The organism is Proteus appendicitidis, assembly GCF_030271835.1.
Lineage (GTDB): Bacteria > Pseudomonadota > Gammaproteobacteria > Enterobacterales > Enterobacteriaceae > Proteus > Proteus appendicitidis.
Window position 1 is genome coordinate 3513301 of the sequence record NZ_CP127389.1, and the last position, 19448, is coordinate 3532748.

The 19448-nt window shown below is 35.0% G+C and carries 16 protein-coding genes and 1 tRNA gene; 10 read left to right on the plus strand and 7 right to left on the minus strand.

Features of this window, described 5'->3' with window-relative positions:
- Positions 1–735: 735 nt before the first annotated feature.
- Positions 736–1302: an elongation factor P gene (efp, locus tag QQS39_RS16135; protein ID WP_088494539.1), complete on the minus strand. Its 567-nt coding sequence runs from the start codon at positions 1300–1302 to the stop codon at positions 736–738.
- A gap of 44 nt (positions 1303–1346) precedes the next feature.
- Here efp and epmB point away from each other — a divergent pair, with 44 nt between their 5' ends.
- Together epmB and QQS39_RS16145 are read left to right on the plus strand one after the other, a co-directional pair.
- The gene (gene epmB, locus QQS39_RS16140) at positions 1347–2375 is read left to right on the plus strand and encodes an EF-P beta-lysylation protein EpmB (protein WP_151436140.1); all 1029 of its coding nucleotides are present in this window, start codon (positions 1347–1349) and stop codon (positions 2373–2375) included.
- Positions 2376–2599: 224 nt separating this feature from the next.
- Positions 2600–3238, plus strand: coding sequence for an NAD(P)H-binding protein (locus QQS39_RS16145; RefSeq protein ID WP_285804926.1), 639 nt, complete (start codon positions 2600–2602; stop codon positions 3236–3238).
- A 103-nt stretch (positions 3239–3341) separates the two neighbouring features.
- Here the strand turns inward: QQS39_RS16145 and QQS39_RS16150 are convergent, their stop codons facing one another.
- The 5 genes from QQS39_RS16150 to QQS39_RS16170 form a co-directional block, all read right to left on the minus strand.
- A complete protein-coding gene (locus QQS39_RS16150; protein ID WP_151436142.1) occupies positions 3342–3686 on the minus strand; it encodes a DUF4156 domain-containing protein in 345 nt (114 codons plus the stop codon).
- Between the two features lie 324 nt (positions 3687–4010).
- Positions 4011–5642 carry a Na+/H+ antiporter gene (locus QQS39_RS16155; protein WP_285804927.1) on the minus strand — a complete coding sequence of 544 codons (1632 nt, stop codon included), beginning with the start codon at positions 5640–5642 and terminating at the stop codon, positions 4011–4013.
- 487 nt (positions 5643–6129) lie between these two features.
- Positions 6130–7776, minus strand: coding sequence for a chaperonin GroEL (gene groL / locus QQS39_RS16160; protein WP_285804928.1), 1647 nt, complete (start codon positions 7774–7776; stop codon positions 6130–6132).
- Positions 7777–7828: 52 nt separating this feature from the next.
- Positions 7829–8122 (minus strand): co-chaperone GroES, encoded by a 294-nt coding sequence (locus tag QQS39_RS16165; protein WP_036914050.1) that lies wholly within the window; start codon positions 8120–8122, stop codon positions 7829–7831.
- A 170-nt stretch (positions 8123–8292) separates the two neighbouring features.
- Entirely contained in the window at positions 8293–8799 is a 507-nt protein-coding gene (locus QQS39_RS16170; RefSeq protein ID WP_151436147.1) for an FxsA family protein, read from the minus strand.
- 374 nt (positions 8800–9173) lie between these two features.
- On the opposite strand from QQS39_RS16170, the gene aspA reads away from it, so the two are divergent.
- From aspA to QQS39_RS16190, 4 genes are all read left to right on the plus strand, one after another.
- A complete protein-coding gene (gene aspA / locus QQS39_RS16175) occupies positions 9174–10598 on the plus strand; it encodes an aspartate ammonia-lyase (protein ID WP_109374261.1) in 1425 nt (474 codons plus the stop codon).
- 158 nt (positions 10599–10756) lie between these two features.
- Positions 10757–12082: an anaerobic C4-dicarboxylate transporter gene (locus QQS39_RS16180; protein ID WP_285804929.1), complete on the plus strand. Its 1326-nt coding sequence runs from the start codon at positions 10757–10759 to the stop codon at positions 12080–12082.
- 183 nt (positions 12083–12265) lie between these two features.
- On the plus strand, positions 12266–12838 hold the full coding sequence (gene dicD / locus QQS39_RS16185; RefSeq protein ID WP_285804930.1) for a division control transcriptional repressor DicD: 573 nt from the start codon (positions 12266–12268) through the stop codon (positions 12836–12838).
- A 296-nt stretch (positions 12839–13134) separates the two neighbouring features.
- A tRNA-Phe gene (locus QQS39_RS16190) sits at positions 13135–13210 on the plus strand.
- A 165-nt stretch (positions 13211–13375) separates the two neighbouring features.
- On the opposite strand, the gene QQS39_RS16195 is transcribed toward QQS39_RS16190, so the two are convergent.
- Positions 13376–14518 (minus strand): Fic family protein, encoded by a 1143-nt coding sequence (locus tag QQS39_RS16195; RefSeq protein ID WP_285804931.1) that lies wholly within the window; start codon positions 14516–14518, stop codon positions 13376–13378.
- 821 nt (positions 14519–15339) lie between these two features.
- Between QQS39_RS16195 and QQS39_RS16200 the strand changes: the two genes are divergently transcribed.
- The 4 genes from QQS39_RS16200 (at position 15340) to QQS39_RS16215 (ending at position 19440) form a co-directional block, all read left to right on the plus strand.
- Complete coding sequence (locus tag QQS39_RS16200; protein ID WP_285804932.1) at positions 15340–16872, plus strand: recombinase family protein; 1533 nt, start codon at positions 15340–15342, stop codon at positions 16870–16872.
- A complete protein-coding gene (locus QQS39_RS16205; protein ID WP_285804933.1) occupies positions 16869–17558 on the plus strand; it encodes a ParB/RepB/Spo0J family partition protein in 690 nt (229 codons plus the stop codon). The genes QQS39_RS16200 and QQS39_RS16205 overlap by 4 nt, the downstream gene beginning before the upstream one ends.
- 195 nt (positions 17559–17753) lie before the next feature.
- Positions 17754–18623: a plasmid partitioning protein RepB C-terminal domain-containing protein gene (locus tag QQS39_RS16210; RefSeq protein WP_285804934.1), complete on the plus strand. Its 870-nt coding sequence runs from the start codon at positions 17754–17756 to the stop codon at positions 18621–18623.
- A gap of 169 nt (positions 18624–18792) precedes the next feature.
- A complete protein-coding gene (locus QQS39_RS16215) occupies positions 18793–19440 on the plus strand; it encodes a CPBP family intramembrane glutamic endopeptidase (protein ID WP_285804935.1) in 648 nt (215 codons plus the stop codon).
- Positions 19441–19448 lie beyond the last annotated feature (8 nt).

Genomic DNA, 19448 nt, shown 5'->3' on the forward strand with positions numbered 1-19448 from the left:
CTAAATTAATTCAAGAACCACTGGTAAACATAAACTATTGATGATATTTAGATTTAAAGTAAATCTAAAGGCTATTATTTATATTTAACCTAAATTAATTATAGATTAAAACTCTATTATTTGTGCTTAAGCGTGGGGAATTTACAAAAAAAAAGAAATAAAGAAATGAAAATTAATTCCATAAATAAGGTAATTAACCTATAAAACAAGCTAATTTTATTATGTCATAAATTGAATTGAATTAAATTGAATTGATAAAAAAATAAAAGAGATATATCAAAGTAAATGTCTATATTGAAAGGGTTTCCCTAGTACAACTAAAATATAAAATAAAGATCAATAATATTACAGGATTAATGTTTTTATCTATACTCTTCAATATCTCTTAAAGGAAAGTCAAAATAACTTAAATAAATATTGCTGTGGATTATCTTTACCAAAACAACCTACCTGCTTATTCTAAGAAAATGGTTATTTTTTACCAATTCCAATATTGAATATCACATTCTGTTTTGGCATCAAGAATAATAAAGAGGTAAATAAATTAGAAACAAAATAATAACACATAAAATTAAATAATGCAGTAATACAAATCGCTCAATTTTTTAGAAAGAAAACACCTTCTATTAATCAATATTAATAAATTAAAATAAAAAAATACCGCAGATATTTAACATTATCTGCGGTAATTATTTATTGTGCTTAGCGTTTCACTCAGTAAAATAATCTATGCGATTATTTTACACGCGATACGTATTCACCTGAGCGAGTATCAACTTTGATAACTTCACCGATTTGTACAAACAGTGGAACTTTAACAACAGCACCAGTGCTTAATGTTGCTGGTTTACCACCTGTACCTGCGGTGTCACCTTTCAGGCCTGGATCTGTATCAACGATTTCTAATTCAACAAAGTTTGGTGGAACAACAGCAATAGGACGACCATCCCACAGTGTTACGATACACTCAGCTTGGTCGATCAGCCATTTAGCATTTTCGCCAACGGCTTTCTCATCTGCTGCTAATTGTTCGAAAGTTTCGTTGTTCATGAAATGCCAGAACTCACCGTCGTTGTACAGGTAAGTTAAGTTGATATCCATGACATCAGCACCATCTGCTGAATCAGTAGATTTAAATGTTTTTTCCAGTAATTTGTTAGAAATCAGTTTACGCAGACGCACACGAGCAAATGCCTGACCTTTACCTGGTTTAACAAATTCACATTCAGTAATGACGGCTGGCTCGCCATCTAACATGATTTTAAGACCTGAACGAAAATCGTTGGTATTATAAGAAGCCATGAATATCCTCTAACTTTTTTAATTTAAAATGGCATAGCCAAAAAATGGCACACATTGTAACTCATAATCACCCCACCAGAGAAGTCTGGTTAACACAACTCGCGCAGGCAATCAGTGATCCTGTTGAATTACTCCAACTTTTAGCGTTGGAACATCACGCTGATCTCCAACAAGGGGCTAAAGCGCGACGGCTTTTTCCGCTACGGGTTCCCCGTGAATTCGTTGCACGCATGAAAAAAGGCGATCCTAACGATCCATTGCTTTTACAAGTATTAACTGCAAATGCTGAATTTACCATAACACCGGGATTTTCTACGGACCCGTTAGATGAGCAACAAAATGCGGTGCCAGGTTTATTACATAAATATCAGAATCGTGCATTGCTTCTGGTCAAAGGTGGTTGCGCGGTCAATTGCCGCTACTGTTTTCGTCGTCATTTTCCTTACGAAGATAACAAAGGAAACAAAGCGAATTGGCAAAAAGCAATTGAGTATATCAAAAATAACTCAAAACTCGATGAAATCATCTTCTCAGGGGGAGATCCCCTTATGGCAAAAGATGAGGAGCTTGATTGGTTAATTACACAATTAGAGGCTATTCCTCATCTTAAACGCTTGCGTATCCACTCTCGCTTGCCGGTAGTTATTCCTGCACGTATTACTGACACGCTATGCAAACGCCTGCAACAATCACGTTTGCAAAATATTATGGTATTGCACACCAATCACGCTAATGAAATTGATGATGCATTGAGAGAAGCCTGCTCAAAGCTAAAAAATGCCAATGTCACTTTATTGAATCAAGGTGTGTTATTACGTGGTGTTAATGACAGTGCTGAAGTCCTTGCGGATTTAAGTCGCGCACTATTTGATGCTGGCGTTATGCCGTATTACTTACATGTTCTCGATAAAGTGCAAGGTGCTGCTCACTTTATGGTGCCAGACAGTGAAGCAAGAGAAATCATGAAAGCACTAATGAGTTTAGTTTCAGGTTATATGGTGCCTAAACTCACGCGTGAAATTGGTGGTGAACCAAGTAAGACGTTGTTAGATCTTGGGCTACGTCAAGAATGATCCCTGATGCTAACTGACACTATTTACGTTTAGACAATATAATTAACCCAACATAATTACACAAAAGTGACTACACTATAAAGATAGGTTTGGTGATAATTTTCATAAAAAATCATTTATCTAATTAAGTTATGTTCACTTTCTTTTATTATGAAAAAGCACCTTCTTTGGTGCTTTTTTGTCTTTTAAATCAGTGAACACTTAAATAGTATTGAGGAGACAATATGAACATAATGGTAATCGGTGCTAAAGGTCGAGTTGGGCATAAATTAGTTGGAACATTATTAGCTAATGGACACCATGTCATCGGAACTACCAGAAAAATCTCACACTTATCTAAAATCAAAGATTCACATTATCGTGAAATTGAACTCGATATCACAAAACCTTTGTCTTCCATTTCTCATAAATTCCCTGAACATTTAGATGCCATCTATTTTACAACAGGCTCTAGAGGGGAAGATCTATTACAGGTTGATTTACATGGTGCCGTAAAAACCATGCAAATTGCCATGGAGAAAGGTATAAAAAGATATATCATGCTTAGTGCAGTAAATTCTTTATTACCTGATAAATGGACCACATTAGTTGATTATTTTACTGCTAAATATTTTGCAGATCTTTATCTGATCAACCAGACCAACCTCGATTACACAATAATTCAAGCTGGTTATTTAACTGAACACTCAGGAACACATAAGATCTGCACAAAAAAAGAAGAAATACCCGCTGATGGCGAAATATCTATTGATAATGTAGCCTTAACGCTTGCTGAAATTTTAGACAAGAAGAATACCTTTAAAAAATGTATTCCTATATTAGATGGTGACATCGAGATAAAAGAGGCTATTAAGCAGATCTAAATACTCAATAGAGTTGCCTTTAATAATAAAAAACAAACCTGACCCCAAAGAAAAGAAATATTGAGGTCAGGTCTTGGTACCTAAAAAGTAACCACGTATTCAATTACTGACACTTATAAACTTGTCCACTCATTTTGCTATCTAATGGTGCAAAGCTATCAACAAAGCTACTTGCGCCAGTACCAACGTTAAAAATAACGTTACCACCCATTGCAGCTGCTTTATTACGTAGATCGTTAGCAGCGCCTCGCAGTGATTGGCTTTCAGTACGGGAACCTGATAACCAGTTATTTTGAACACCAGTCACTGTTCCTAGTAATTGGCATTCACTGCCTGGTTGCGTATCAGTGATTTGTACCTGTGAGCCAGCAGAGCTTAATGTGTTTGTTGCAGAACAGCCTGCTAGTAACAACGCGGCTGCAGCTCCCAATAACAATTTAATTCGCATGATCCCCTCATTTATTTGAGTGTCCGTTTAGTAATGACAACAATATACCTTGTCATCTCTCTTATGCGCAAAAATAAATCATCATCACTATCTCACATTAGCCAATAGCCTTAAGATATTATTTTCGCTTTAAACTTATTTTAACGTACAAATTCGGCTTTGAGATAGACAAAGCAATAATACCTCTATTCTACACCGCTTTTATGCTTTTAAAATGATCAGACTGATTTTCAACCTACACAGTGCGAGAACGAACACATAATTTGTTCATTTTTTAACATCTTCAGACAGCAAATCGCTATCTGAAGATAATATCGACCTAAATTAACTCAAATGATGATTCAACGCTTCTTCTTTTAAATCTAATTCATGGCGCAAACGATGAAAAATATGCTCGCTAATATGACGTGATTTACGTAACTGCTGTAATGTTTCACGCTCTATTTTTAACGCACTGCGCGACAACTGACGCTCCATGCTAAACAAGCGTTTCAGATCAAGCGCTCCTTCTTGCACACTGTCTTCACTATCAAGGCGACGACTATAAATTTCTAATAAATGCGAACCGGCTTCATTGCGTAGTGACATCTCATCAAGATCTTCACAAGGCTGGTTCATTAACTCATTAATATGCGCAATCGCCGCTTCGTTTAACGCTAAACGCGTACGAATTTCATCATTTTCATAAGGTAAATCTTCTGATAGCCCTTTAGTTAAAATCGGCAATGCAATTGTGGCTATCAATAATGAACAGAGAATAACGCCCATCGCAATAAAGATAGCGAGATCTCGTGTTGGGAAAGGTGAGCCGTCTGTCATTAATAAAGGCAAGGTTAAGATACCCGCTAGCGTAATCGCCCCTCTGACACCAGCCGTTGCCATAATCGCCATTAAGCGCAGATCATGGCGAGATAAACGTTTATCAGGAGAGCGGAATACTGTCAGTGACATAGAGATCCACACCCATGTAAAACGTAGTACAGCAAGCCCTATTGTAATAACGATGATATAACCTAAAACAGCCCAAGGATTAGTTGCACCCGCTGATTGCGTCACTTCAGGTAAAATCTTCCACATTGCAGGAAGTTGTTCACCTAATAGAATAAAAATCATCCCATTAAGCGCAACTTGAACGGTATCCCAAACTGCTTTACTTTGCATACGAGTAGCAGCTTGCATACGACCGACAATTTTTTCGTAGTGCATTGCAATACCAGCAACAACTGCTGCGAGGATCCCCGATACATGGAAATGCTCTGCCAATAAATACGCAATAAACGGCATCAACAAGCTGATCAAGATTTGGATAGCCGGATCTTCACCAGTACGTTTAACCAAAAACTGATTTAATCGCCCAATCACGCCTGCCACAATCAAACCAATCGCAGCACCACCTAAAGCAACTAATAAAAATTGCCCCGTTGCTGAAGTAATAGAAAAAGAACCTGTTAATGCTGCTGCGACCGCAAAGCTAAAACAGACTAAGCCTGTAGCGTCATTAAGCAACGACTCGCCTTCTAAAATATGTGTCATACGTGAAGGAAGTGGTGAATTTACAGTCATTGCGGAGACTGAAACAGGATCGGTCGGTGACAAAATCGCCGCTAAGGCAAAAGCAATCGCAAGCGAAATAGAAGGAATAAGCCAATGAATAAAAAAGCCCATCCCAATTACGGTGACAACAACTAAACCGATCGCCAATGACATAATCGGTTTAATCTCTTGAAATAACGCCTCTTTAGGAATACGCCAACCATCCAAAAATAGAAGCGGTGGAATAAAGAGAAACAAGAAAAGATGAGGATCAAAAGCCACCTCAAAACCAAAAATCGACAAACAAGCCCCCACAGCTATTTGGATCAACGGCAGAGGAATTTTTTCTGACAGCAATCGTGAGATAAATACACTCACAATCACGGCAAAAAGAAAAATAAGCACAATGGCAACGACAGACATGGTGAGCACCCCCAATTATTTAATATTTTTTAAGCGGTGCAGTAAAAACGATCTGTTGCCTAATTGTAAAGAAATAAGTTGTTTCTAATTATATAAAAAATGAATTATCTGATAATTCTGAAATAAAACGGTATAAAAAGACCATAATTGGCAATCCAATTATTGGAGGGGAACTCTATACAAGAGATGATATTGTGCATTAAAGGCATAATATGGGATTTATGTTGACAAATTCCCCCCAAAAAAGGGGATATTATGTATACCAATAATAAGATATACAGGATCTGATCCAAACTCCAGAAGCGACAATTCGCGCCCAATATCGGATTTGACGAGAAGATATCAAATATTTTTTTGAAAGTTTTCGAAATGCTTTGCCCACTAAGTATTGATTTACAATAGTGATTTTCAAATCTCAATTATAATTAGACATAAAAAAACCCGAGCCTAAACTCGGGTTTTCTTTGTAAAACAGTAAGCTGATGAATTACATCATGCCGCCCATTCCACCCATGCCGCCCATACCACCAGCGCCACCTAAATCCATTTTATCGTCTTTAGGTGAATCTGTGATCATCGCTTCTGTTGTGATCATCAGACCTGCGATAGATGCCGCAAATTGCAGTGCTGAACGAGTAACTTTAGTTGGATCTAAGATACCCATATCAATCATATCGCCGTAAACATCAGTTGCAGCGTTATAACCATAGTTATCTTCACCTGCTTTCACATTGTTTACAACAACTGAAGGTTCTTCACCTGCGTTAGCAACGATTTGACGCATTGGAGATTCCATTGCACGTAATGCAACACGGATACCCACTGTTTGTTCTTCGTTATCACCAACCATCTCACGCAGAGCGTTAGCAACACGAACCAGCGCAGTACCACCACCCGCAACAACGCCTTCTTCAACTGCTGCACGAGTTGCATGCAGAGCATCATCAACACGAGCGCGTTTTTCTTTCATTTCAACTTCAGTTGCTGCACCAACTTTAATTACTGCAACACCGCCAGCTAATTTAGCAACGCGTTCTTGTAATTTTTCACGGTCATAATCTGAAGTTGCATCTTCGATTTGTTGACGGATTTGAGATACACGACCGCTGATAGCGTCTTGATCACCTAAACCATCAATAATAGTGGTTGTGTCTTTGTTGATAACAACACGTTTTGCTTGACCTAAGTCTTCTAATGTTGCTTTTTCTAACTCCATGCCGATTTCTTCAGAAATCACAGCGCCGTTAGTTAATGTTGCGATATCTTGCAACATTGCTTTACGACGATCACCAAAGCCAGGAGCTTTAACAGCAGCAACTTTAACGATACCACGCATGTTGTTCACAACTAATGTTGCCAGTGCTTCACCTTCAACATCTTCTGCAATGATAAGCAGAGGTTTGTTAGCTTTAGCAACGCCTTCTAAGACAGGCAGTAATTCACGGATGTTAGAAACTTTTTTATCAACTAACAGAATGAATGGGTTTTCTAATTCTGCTGTGCCCGTTTCAGGTTTGTTGATGAAGTAAGGAGACAGATAACCACGGTCAAACTGCATACCTTCAACAACATCTAGCTCATCTTCTAAGCCAGTACCTTCTTCAACGGTGATAACACCTTCTTTACCTACTTTATCCATCGCTTGCGCGATCAGAGTACCAACGGTTTCATCAGAGTTAGCAGAAATTGTACCAACTTGAGCAATCGCCTTAGTATCTGAACATGGAACAGACAGTTTTTTCAGTTCTTCGACAGCTGCAACAACAGCTTTGTCGATACCGCGTTTCAGATCCATAGGGTTCATGCCAGCGGCAACTGCTTTTAAGCCTTCGGCAATGATTGATTGTGCTAATACTGTTGCAGTTGTAGTACCATCACCTGCCGCATCATTGGCTTTAGAAGCAACTTCTTTCACCATCTGTGCGCCCATGTTCTCGAATTTATCTTCGAGTTCAATTTCGCGAGCAACAGATACACCATCTTTAGTAATAACAGGTGCGCCGAAAGATTTATCTAAAACAACGTTACGACCTTTAGGGCCTAAAGTTACTTTAACTGCATCTGCAAGAACATTAACACCACGTAACATTTTATTACGAGCATCTACACCGAATTTGACGTCTTTAGCTGCCATCGTATATTTCCTTTGAATTCGTTCAGTTTAAGAAGATCTTAAAAGAGAAAAATTATTCTTCTACAATTGCTAAAATGTCGCTTTCAGACATGATAAGCACGTCTTCGTTATCAATTTTTTCTGTTTTAACGCCATAACCGTCGTTAAAAATTACGATATCGCCAACTTTAACATCCAGCGGTTTAACGTCGCCGTTTTCCATAATACGGCCTTGACCTACGGCTAAAATTTCGCCACGAGTTGATTTGCCCGCCGCAGTGCCAGTCAGTACGATACCGCCTGCTGATTTAGCTTCGACTTCTTTACGTTTAACAATAACACGGTCATGTAATGGACGAATCTTCATTAATAGTGCTCCTATAAAAAAGTCCATATCAGGATTAAGGTTGATACCAGTGCCCAAGATGAACCAGTACCATGACGATACAAGTGGGGGCATCCAGTAAAACTTCAAGGGGAGAAGTATGATTTTTTTTTCAAATTTTCCCCATTTCAGTTGATTATGCTTTGGGCTAATTATTTTTTGTCAGAAAAATGGTCGTTATCCTGATCTTCCGTCTTATTATTCAGTTGGTTACTCGGTGAATCCTCTTTGCGTTGAAACTCACCTTCAAAGGTTGTTCCACTCTGATTAGAAGAAAATCCACTTTGACCATGACCTGCCGAATAAACTTGAATTCGAGAGATCAGTTTTGTCACTAATAGCGCTTGCAATGGCGGTAACAACAACAGCAAGCCCAAGAAATCTGTAAAAAAGCCCGGTATCAACAGTAAAATACCTGCCAGAATTAACGAAACACTTTTCACCATTTCGGCGGCTGGCACTTCACCCACTGCCAGTTTTTGTTGCATTGAAGCAATATTTTTTACGCCCTGATTTTTTACCAGTGAGACACCAACACAAGAAGTCAGCACCACAAGGAATAGTGTTGTAAGAACGCCAATAGAAGATGCCACATTGACGAAAATAACAGCTTCTATATAGATAAGAAGACAGATAACAATTAATGGGAGCCAACGCACTTGGTTCTCCTTTTTATAAAAAAAGATTCATATTATTAATAGAAAGGAGTGTGAACTACATCTAAGGTGATGGTTTACGAACTCGCTTTTTCTTAGTTTATCTACATAATAATGGGGAGCCTAACACTCCTTTTCAAGGGGCGTTGAAAAGAGAAGTAGAACTGTAAAATCCATGAGATAGATCACAAAAAGAAAATATTTAGAGGTTATTTACTTATAAAGTGATCCAGCTTAAAGGTATTTGTTTACAACCCGAATATGATCGTGTCAGTACTAAGCAAAACGGTAAGTTATATTACATTATTAACCGTTAACGATATATTTTATTAACAAGCGCATAACTAGACAGTTAAAATTTTAATAAGAAGGTTCTCATGTCAAATAAAACTCGTATCGAAGAAGACCTGTTAGGTAAAAGAGAAGTTCCTGCTGATGCTTACTACGGCGTCCACACTTTACGTGCAATTGAAAACTTCTACATCAGTGATCGTACCATCAATGATGTTCCAGAATTCATCCGCGGTATGGTAATGGTGAAAAAAGCTGCTGCATTAGCAAACAAAGAGCTTCACACTATTCCTCGTGAAATCGCTGATACGATTATCAAAGCCTGTGACGTAGTATTAGAAACAGGTAAACACATGGATCAATTCCCAGTTGATGTATTCCAAGGCGGTGCAGGTACTTCATTAAATATGAATACCAATGAAGTTATCGCAAACATCGGTCTGGAATTAATGGGCCACCAAAAAGGTGAATACCAATACCTGAACCCAAATGACCACGTCAATAAGAGCCAATCAACAAACGACGCTTATCCTTGTGGTTTCCGTGTAGCGGTTTATAACTCTATTATCAAATTAACAGAATCTATCGAACTGCTGAAAGCAGGTTTTGATAGAAAAGCAGTTGAGTTCAAAGACATCCTGAAAATGGGTCGTACTCAATTACAAGATGCTGTACCAATGACTTTAGGTCAAGAATTCCACGCTTTCTCTGTACTGATGAAAGAAGAAATCAAAAACCTGAAACGCACTGCTGAGTTACTGTTAGAAATGAACTTAGGTGCAACAGCTATCGGTACTGGTCTGAATACAGCGCCTGGTTACCAAGAACTGTCTGTTAAAAAATTAGCAGAAGTAACTGGTTTAGCTTGTGTTCCAGCAGAAGACTTAATTGAAGCAACTTCTGACTGTGGTGCTTATGTCATGGTTCACGGTGCATTAAAACGCTTAGCTGTGAAAATGTCTAAAATCTGTAATGACTTACGTTTACTGTCCTCTGGTCCTCGTGCAGGTCTGAAAGAAATCAATCTTCCAGAACTACAAGCAGGTTCTTCAATCATGCCAGCTAAAGTAAACCCAGTTATTCCAGAAGTTGTTAACCAAGCTTGCTTTAAAGTTATCGGTAATGACACTTGTGTGACTATGGCTGCTGAAGCTGGTCAATTACAATTAAACGTAATGGAACCAGCAATCGGCCAAGCAATGTTCGAATCAATCTCTCTGTTAAGCAACGCTTGCCGTAACTTAGTAGAAAAATGTGTTGATGGTATCACTGCGAATAAAGAAATCTGTGAACACTTCGTATTCAACTCAATCGGTATCGTTACTTATCTGAACCCATTCATCGGTCACCATAACGGTGATATCGTTGGTAAGATTTGTGCTGAAACAGGTAAGAGTGTACGTGAAGTTGTTCTAGAACGCGGTTTACTAACCGAAGAACAACTGGATGATATCTTCTCTGTTGAGAACTTAAAAAACCCGGCTTACAAAGCAAAACGCTTCGATGATTAATAATTATGTTTCATAACATAATCATGTTAAACATAAGAATGAGCTCTTAAAAATGTAAGGCACGGACTCTTTAAGAGACGTGCCTTTTTACTTGATTGTAAAAACAAAAATTTAACTTATCTTTCTCATTTTTTTAATTATCTCAAGGAGTAAACGCTATGTTAGCCGTAGAATTGATTATCGTTCTGCTGGCCATTTTCCTCGGTGCGAGACTTGGGGGAATTGGTATCGGGTTTGCCGGTGGTTTAGGGGTTTTAGTTTTAGCTGCTATCGGTGTTAAACCTGGTTCAATCCCTTTTGATGTTATCTCCATCATTATGGCTGTTATTGCCGCAATCTCTGCAATGCAGGTTGCTGGTGGTTTGGATTACCTTGTTGGCCAAACTGAAAAACTGTTAAGACGTAATCCAAAATACATCACAATTCTTGCGCCTATTGTGACTTATTTCTTAACTCTATTTGCAGGTACAGGGAACATCTCTTTAGCAACACTGCCAGTTATCGCTGAAGTTGCAAAAGAACAAGGCATCAAACCTTGCCGTCCTTTATCAACAGGTGTTGTTGCTGCTCAAATCGGTATTACTGCATCTCCTATCTCTGCTGCTGTTGTTTACATGGCTTCTGTCATGGAAAACCCAGCAATGGTGGGTGAAGGTCATACTGTAAGTTATATCACTCTGCTGTCTATCTTATTACCAGCGACTTTCCTTGCTATCATTCTGATGTCATTCATCGTGTCTTGGGTATTTAACTCAAAACTGTCTGATGATGCTGTCTACCGTGAGCGTTTAGAACAAGGTCTGGTTGAATTACGTGGTAGCCAAGCACGTAGAGAAACATTACCAGGTGCTAAATCATCTGTAATGCTGTTCCTACTGGGTGTTCTGTGTGTTGTAACTTATGCAATTGTCAACAGCCCAAGCTTAGGTCTTGTCAAAACTCCACTGATGAATACGACTAACGCTATTCTTATCATCATGCTGAGTGTTGCAACCTTAATCACTGTTTTCTGTAAAGTTAAAACTGACAACATCTTAAACTCAAGTACCTTTAAAGCAGGTATGAGTGCATGTATTTGTATTCTGGGTGTTGCATGGTTAGGTGATACTTTCGTTTCAAGCAACATCGATTGGATCAAACTGACTGCGGGTGACTTAATCACTGGCCATCCTTGGTTATTAGCGGTTATCTTCTTCTTCTGTTCTGCTCTGTTATATTCTCAAGCAGCAACAGCGAAAGCGTTAATGCCAATGGCTTTAGCATTAGGTGTAACTCCATTAACTGCCATTGCTTCTTTCTCTGCGGTTTCTGGTCTATTTATTCTGCCAACTTACCCAACACTGGTTGCAGCAGTTCAAATGGATGACACAGGTACAACTCGTATCGGTAAATTAGTCTTCAACCACCCATTCTTTATCCCAGGTACTATTGGTGTGGTATTAGCTGTCGCATTTGGTTTCCTCTTCGGCAGTATGATTTTGTAGTTTGAAGTAAAAAATTAAAACATTGCAAAAAAGTGCTTAGCGCTTAAAAGAAATAAAAAATAAGAAAATACCCTGTCGCAAGATGGGGTATTTTCATTTTAGCCTATCGCTCCTCGCTTTCATTTTTAGCTAAAGTCTGCTAATTATGATGTTCTCGCGACAACGTGATTTAAGGAGATTTCCGTGCAACGTGAAGCGTTATTAGACCACGTACTTATCCAGTTAGAACAATACGGCTTAGCTGCAACCTTACCTGAGCTTCTTCAAGATTCAGGTATCAACGAATCTGATCTTCACCCTTTTTGGCCTGATAGAGACGCATTGATTTTTGATTGTCTTCGCCACCACGGACAGCAAATTGATATTTGGCAACGCCAAGTGATGTTAGATGAAGAACTCACTATCGAACAAAAATTACTGGTGCGTTACGATCAACTCGCTATGCGCTTAGAAAAAAACCGATTCCCCGGTTGTTTATTTGTAGCAGCTTGTAGCGCATATCCTGATGAACACTCTCAAATTCACCAATTAAGCCAACGCCAAAAACAAAGCTCTTTTGATTACTCTAGAACGCTACTACGCGAGCTTGATATTGAAGACAGTGAATTAGTCGCTAAACAAATGGAACTCATCTTAGAGGGCTGTCTAAGTCGTTTAATGGTGAATCATCATGCTGATGATATTGTTACAGCAAAATTATTGGCAGAGGATATTCTTAAGATTGCTCAATGTCGAAAAAATGGCGCATTAAGTTAGTTGTAAGCATTGGAAAACGAGAAAAATGATCTGTTTTTTTGTTTGTACTCAATTTCTATCTACAGAATAGCAAAAAACAAATTTAATCATCAAAAAAAGAGAAGGTTTTCTCTTTGATATGCAAAAAAGCGAATATCTTTACTGATTGTTATTTAAGCATTTTTTACTAAAAAATCGCTTATGATGAAAATTTAAACTCGAATAGAGTAAAAAGAAAGCAAACGAACTTATTTTTGCATTTTTTATTAAAAAGACGTTGACGCATCACGCTGAATACGGTTTAATGCGCCTCGTTAGCCCGAATAGCTCAGTCGGTAGAGCAGGGGATTGAAAATCCCCGTGTCCTTGGTTCGATTCCGAGTTCGGGCACCATCTTTAAAGAAACCAGCCTTAGGGCTGGTTTTTTGCTTTTATAGACTAAGCTAGTTGTTGTTATTAACAAGATGCACTTCATCACTGTTTCTCTTTCTACCTACCTTATTTTTATCTATTAGAAAGTAGCTCAAAAGATAGGGTCAAAAAGCCCACGCTTATTTGTTATAAATTAGGAGTAAACCCTTCTGCTGTTAAAACTTTAATAACGCCCCGAATCAAATAAGAATTTGAAAAGTTTGCAATATAAATTCGAGAACCTTCTTTTATAGGTTGCAACAATCCTCTCTGAACTAATTTACCAAGCTGATACGTTATTTGGGATGACTTTAAGTTAGGTAAAATTTTACGAAAATCTCCAGATTTTATTGTTCCTAATTCTACTGTTTGCTTTAGCACCTTAGATTCGAAAGCATTTATAAGTTTTCTTTCTAGTAAGAAATCAAGCGCTGGGTATAATATTTTTTTACTTAAAAAAGTATGGTTAGTTAATTGATCCAATTTTTTAAGTTCTACTGAGATCCCAGAAAGAACATATAAACACCACTCTTCTAATGCTTGTTCTGTTCCTCTATCAGCTTTAGAAAGCATCACATAATAACGCTCTCTATCATTACAAAAGACTGCCGTCGGATTAAGAACTCGCCCTCCTGCTTGTACATTAAATCCATATTTAATTAATAATGCGTATGTTAACAGTCGTACTGTACGCCCATTACCATTCCCAAAAGGATGAATCCAACCAAATCGATGATGCACTAATGCAATTTTCATCAAATCATATTTAGGTTTATCTACCTTATTTATAAATGTAGTCAGTTCTTTCATGTAATCGGAAACATGAATATAATCTGGTGGTAAATGTTCAGATAAAGCAATACTCACATTATGCTGGCGATAAACACCTGGCGTTTTATCGCCTTCTCGTTGTAATCCAATCACAGCTAAGCTATGTAACTCTCGAATAAAATACTCGGTTATATCATCACCGTTTTTTAAGTATTCATCGATAAATTCCATTGCTGTTTCAATATTATTAATTTCTTTAAGCTGATCTGTAGAATTTTGCATTCCTTCTACTTTACTTTCAACATAATCAGCAAGTGTAGTATGGTTCCCCTCTATTCTTGCAGAACCTAAGCTCTCCAGCATATGGAAAATATCTTTCAATTGAGCAAATAGAAGTGGATGGACATCTGTTTCTAATCGTAAATGTCGGAGTAACTCTAACTCAGTTAAAGCATCAACTAAAGGAGAGTCAAAACTTGGATTTAAGAGTCCAAGTGCAAAGTGATTAAATTGGGGCATTATGTTTAATTACCTCAACTACGCTAAAAAATCATCTCAAAAACGAATGAAAATAAATAATAAAATCAAAAAGTTAAAATCATCAAAAGAAAAAATTATCTCTAAACTGCCAAATAATTATATCAAGTTTGCACTCAACAGAGTGATAAACATTCCAATAATTACAATCTATCAATTTTACATTACTTAACGAAGTCGTTGAACAAAAGGCTCACTCAACATTATATAAATGATGTTCTAGACCTCTTTATAAGAATCAAAATTTTCCTAACAACATGGTTGTATTTTTACTTTAGTGAGTATCGTCGCTAAAACACTCAATATCGTCAATAATTAACCAAGTAATAACACGTAACTTTCAGAAATACTGCAAATGATTTAGCTAATGACGTTATAATTCAATAAAAAATAAGAATTATCTCTTATATTATTAAAAAATAGATAAATACATGGAGTATATTATAATTTATTGATAATCATTTTATTATTTTTAAGTTGTTATTTTTATTTATTTAATAATTTAAAATCATATAACCTTAAGATATTTATAGTAATTATTTACATCCATAAAACCATCATATATAGTTTAATTAAATTGGATAATTTATATTATAACCTCTCAAAATGACATGCCTTTATACAGTTAAAACATTTATAGATTACTATTGAAACAATAATACTTTTTATAAAAATAATAAAAGAAAAAATAAATTTAAATAAAAAATTAAATTTTTAAATTTAAATAATAATTTACATTTTATAAATTTTAGATTATTTTTTACATTAATTATTCTACCGAGTAAAATACAAGGTGTATAACAATGAATTCTAATTTATTAAAGAAAAAAATTCTGGTTGCTATATATCTTAGAATGTCCACTGAACATCAAAAATACTCTATTGACAATCAAAAGAAATATATTCAGCAATATGCTTTAATTCATAACATGGAGATCCTCTACATATATGATGATGAAGGGAAAAGTGGTATTTCTGTATCAGGGCGAAATAATTTCAATAGATTAATTCAAGATGTGGTCACTCAAAAAATAAATATTGAAGCTCTTCTTGTTTATGATGTTAGTAGGTTTGGCCGTTTTCAAGATAATGATGAAGCAGGGTATTATAGTTATTTGTTGAAATCACATGGAGTAAGAATCATATATTGCGCTGAAAATATTCCAGATAGTTCTCCAGAAATAGAAATGCTAACGCTACCTGCACTACGATATGCTGCAGGAGCATATAGTCGAAATTTATCAATTAAAGTATTTGCAGGTCATGTAAATTTAGTTAACAGAGGTTATTTCCAAGGTGGTATAGCTGGCTACGGATTAAGACGTAAACTTATTGATTCAACCCATAATGATAAATTTATACTTCAATCTGGAGAAAGGAAATGTTTACAAACAGATCGTACTATTTTAGTTCCAGGTCCTGATGATGAATTATTAATTATAAATAGAATATTCAACATGTTCATTTTTAAAAATTATAGTGAGTACTTAATATCTGAAAAATTAAATGAAGAAAATATTAAACATAGCAATGATACTCAATGGACTAGAAGTAAAGTTCATAATATTTTAATAAATGAGCGATATATTGGTAACTATGTATATAATAAAACATCAAAAAAACTAAAAAGTAAAAAAATAAAAAATCCTAAAGAGGATTGGATACGATATAGCAACTACTTTCCACCTATTGTCTCTCCTGAAAAATATAGACTAGCACAAGAGATTATCAAAAATAGAAGTATCCATTTATCTGATATTGATATCATAAATTATCTTAAGAAAAAACTAAAAGAACAAGGAAAATTATCTGGATTTATAATAGATGAAGATGATACTGGTCCCTCATCAAGTATAATCTCTAATAGGTTTGGTGGATTAATAAATGCTTATAAGCTGATAGGATATATACCTGAAAGAAATTATAGTTTTATAGAGATAAATAAAGAACTTAGAAAAAAACACCAAACAATAATATCTGAAATTTATAAAAAAATAAATATCTCAGATAAAATCATACTAAAAGATGAAACTATTCTTATTAATAAAAACCTAAAAGTATCATTAATTATATCTAAATGTAAAAAGACTCCGGCAGGAAATTTAAGATGGATTGTTAGATTTGACCGTGGTCTCTTAGCTGATATTAGTATTATCGTAAGAATGGATTCAAAAAATAAAAATTCTGTAGATTATTTTATATTACCTTCTTTCGAAATAATAGAGAAAAAATTACATATAAAAGAAAAGAATTCACAATTAATTGATCTATATCGTTTTGATAATCTTAATTTATTTTTATCTATGTTATCACAAGATAATCGGAGAATCACATGAAGAAAGAAAGTATGCTCTGTGTCACTATGATAGATATTTCGTTAATAAAAATTATTAATCCTCGTTCTAGAAATAAATATAAGCATAATGAGATAACAGACAGTATTAATCAACAAGGTTTAAGGAAACCAATTACAGTTAGAAAAATAAAGGATAAAAATTATGAATATGCTTTAATTTGTGGTCAAGGTCGCATAGAGTCCTTCAGGAATCTTAAAGAAAATTTAATACCTGCATTTATTATCGACGTTGATGAAGATACAGCATATATTATGAGTTTAGTTGAGAATATGGCTAGAGTTAACCCTAGAGCTGGAGAACAATTTCATAGAATAAAAGAGATGATGAATAATGGAATGTCTAATAAAGATATATCTAAGTTTACGGGGCTTTCCATAAAATGGATTAATAGTATTTTATTACTATTAAAGAAAGGTGAAAATAAATTACTAGCCGCTGTTGAATCTGGAAAAATCCCTATATCCCTTGCTGTAGAAATAGCTAAAACAGATCAGAGTGGAGCACAAGAATTATTTATTGAAGCTTTTGAACAAGGAAAAATAAAACATAAAGATATTGTTAAAATAAGAAAGATCCTTGATGACAGAGATGTGGGATTAAAAGGCGCTATTACTAACTCATATAATAGAAATTTTCACAAAAAAAACTCTCAACGAATGATTTAACAAAACTATTTCAAAACAATATAGATGAACATAAAAAATTAAAAAATAAAGCAAGAATAATTGAAGAAAATGTACTATTAGCACAGCAAATTATAATAGAACTTTTAGATAATGAATTTTTCTCAGAAATAATCAGAGAGGAGAGTTTAATTGAAAATATAAATATCATTCAAAATCCACAGTAAGGAAAAAATAATGATTAATTATCTTTTTAAAAATAATGCTATAAATTTAAATATTAATTTACTTAATCCATCTAAATCACTTCCCACAAATATAAAGCAAAGTAAAAAATTTTTACAAATTAAAAAAACCTTAGTTTGCATAGGATTAATTGAACCTATAATTGTATACATGGATACAATAGCTAATAAAATAATGATTATTGATGGTCATTTAAGAATTGAAGCACTAAAAGATTTAGGTGAGAAAAAAGTTAGGTGTTTAATTTCAACAATCTATGATACTTATACACCAAATAATAAAGTCAATAGGATAACAATTATTGAGGAGCAAAAAATGATAGAAAAAGCAATAAAGAAAGGAGTTTCAGCAGAAACTTTATCTGAAGCATTGAATATATCAATGGAATCACTTAAAAATAAAATAACTATATTAGATAATATTTCACCTAAAGTAATTTCGTTATTATCAAATCAAAATATACCTAAAACTACATTTTACATTTTAAAAAAAATGAAAGAAATCCGTCAAATTGAATGTGCCCATTTAATGCTATCGTTAGAAAATTTTTCAGTTAAACTTGCTTCTTCACTGTTACATAAAACAGAATCTGCATTATTAGTTTTAGGAAGAAAAGAAAAAGCTCAACAAAAAGAAGGTCATAGAAAGGTTATTGACCGACTCGAAAAAGAGTTAGCTCAAGTACATATTGAAAATGAAAAAATAAAAGAAATTTATGCTGTTAATTCAATTAGACTTGTCATTATAAAATCTAATATTAAAAAATTATTAGATAATCCTAAAGTTCTACATTGGCTTATCGATAATAAATCTGATTTTTTATCAGAATTAAAACTTATCTCTAACATTAAAAATATTTGAAAGAATAAATACACCTACCCTTACGATATATTGACACTTTTATTAGTCATTTTTTAACTTACTTTTAACTCTATGAAATTAATATACTTATTTATCATATAATGATTTAATTTTTTTATTTTGCTATTCTAGCAATATAAAATTCTATGTACCCCAAGGACAAACATAAATGGAATTTCCCAAAGATCGAATTTATCATTCAGTTATCTGCGTCCTTGCCTTTATAGGCTACTTTTTTTCCTCTTTTAGTCTATTGCTAACGCCTTCACCTGCTGCATTGTTTCAATCTTCTTATATCATCTCATTAATCAGTTTTTTTATTTATCTCCCCTACTGCCTCATTATTTGGTTTGCCTATCAAAAAAATATTAAATTAATGCCGTTAGGTCACCTTCAATGGAATACGCTAAAGGCCCCTTTTTTAGCCTTACTGGGATTATATTTTATAAGCTTATTTTTAGGCTCTGAAGATGATTCTTGGGTTACAGAAATTGAATCTATTACAGGCTTTGCTTTCTTCTTATTTGCCCTTTCTGTTATGTTTATTGCGCCAATTACTGAAGAAATCATTTTTAGAGGTTTTCTACTCAATGCAGGTATGTGGTATGGCAATATAGGAAAATGGGTTGCCATTATGATCTCTTCACTGCTATTTGCCGCTATGCATACTCAATATGAGTCAATCACTACATTTATCCTTATTTTTGTTGTGGGTGTTGTGCTTTGCCAAGTCAGAATAGGCACTCGCTCATTAATCGCACCGATAATACTGCATGGAATACACAACACAATCAGTGTCGTTTTTTTAATGTTATAGCGTTTTTA

Bases quoted from the DNA above. Each gene is read 5' to 3' on its own strand.
- groL (WP_285804928.1), bottom strand. From the start codon at position 7,776: ATGGCAGCTAAAGACGTCAAATTCGGTGTAGATGCTCGTAATAAAATG.
- epmB (WP_151436140.1), top strand. From the start codon at position 1,347: ATGGCACACATTGTAACTCATAATCACCCCACCAGAGAAGTCTGGTTA.
- QQS39_RS16145 (WP_285804926.1), top strand. From the start codon at position 2,600: ATGAACATAATGGTAATCGGTGCTAAAGGTCGAGTTGGGCATAAATTA.
- efp (WP_088494539.1), bottom strand. From the start codon at position 1,302: ATGGCTTCTTATAATACCAACGATTTTCGTTCAGGTCTTAAAATCATG.
- QQS39_RS16210 (WP_285804934.1), top strand. From the start codon at position 17,754: ATGATTAATTATCTTTTTAAAAATAATGCTATAAATTTAAATATTAAT.
- QQS39_RS16195 (WP_285804931.1), bottom strand. From the start codon at position 14,518: ATGCCCCAATTTAATCACTTTGCACTTGGACTCTTAAATCCAAGTTTT.
- QQS39_RS16200 (WP_285804932.1), top strand. From the start codon at position 15,340: ATGAATTCTAATTTATTAAAGAAAAAAATTCTGGTTGCTATATATCTT.
- QQS39_RS16150 (WP_151436142.1), bottom strand. From the start codon at position 3,686: ATGCGAATTAAATTGTTATTGGGAGCTGCAGCCGCGTTGTTACTAGCA.
- QQS39_RS16165 (WP_036914050.1), bottom strand. From the start codon at position 8,122: ATGAAGATTCGTCCATTACATGACCGTGTTATTGTTAAACGTAAAGAA.
- QQS39_RS16215 (WP_285804935.1), top strand. From the start codon at position 18,793: ATGGAATTTCCCAAAGATCGAATTTATCATTCAGTTATCTGCGTCCTT.
- aspA (WP_109374261.1), top strand. From the start codon at position 9,174: ATGTCAAATAAAACTCGTATCGAAGAAGACCTGTTAGGTAAAAGAGAA.
- QQS39_RS16155 (WP_285804927.1), bottom strand. From the start codon at position 5,642: ATGTCTGTCGTTGCCATTGTGCTTATTTTTCTTTTTGCCGTGATTGTG.
- QQS39_RS16180 (WP_285804929.1), top strand. From the start codon at position 10,757: ATGTTAGCCGTAGAATTGATTATCGTTCTGCTGGCCATTTTCCTCGGT.
- QQS39_RS16205 (WP_285804933.1), top strand. From the start codon at position 16,869: ATGAAGAAAGAAAGTATGCTCTGTGTCACTATGATAGATATTTCGTTA.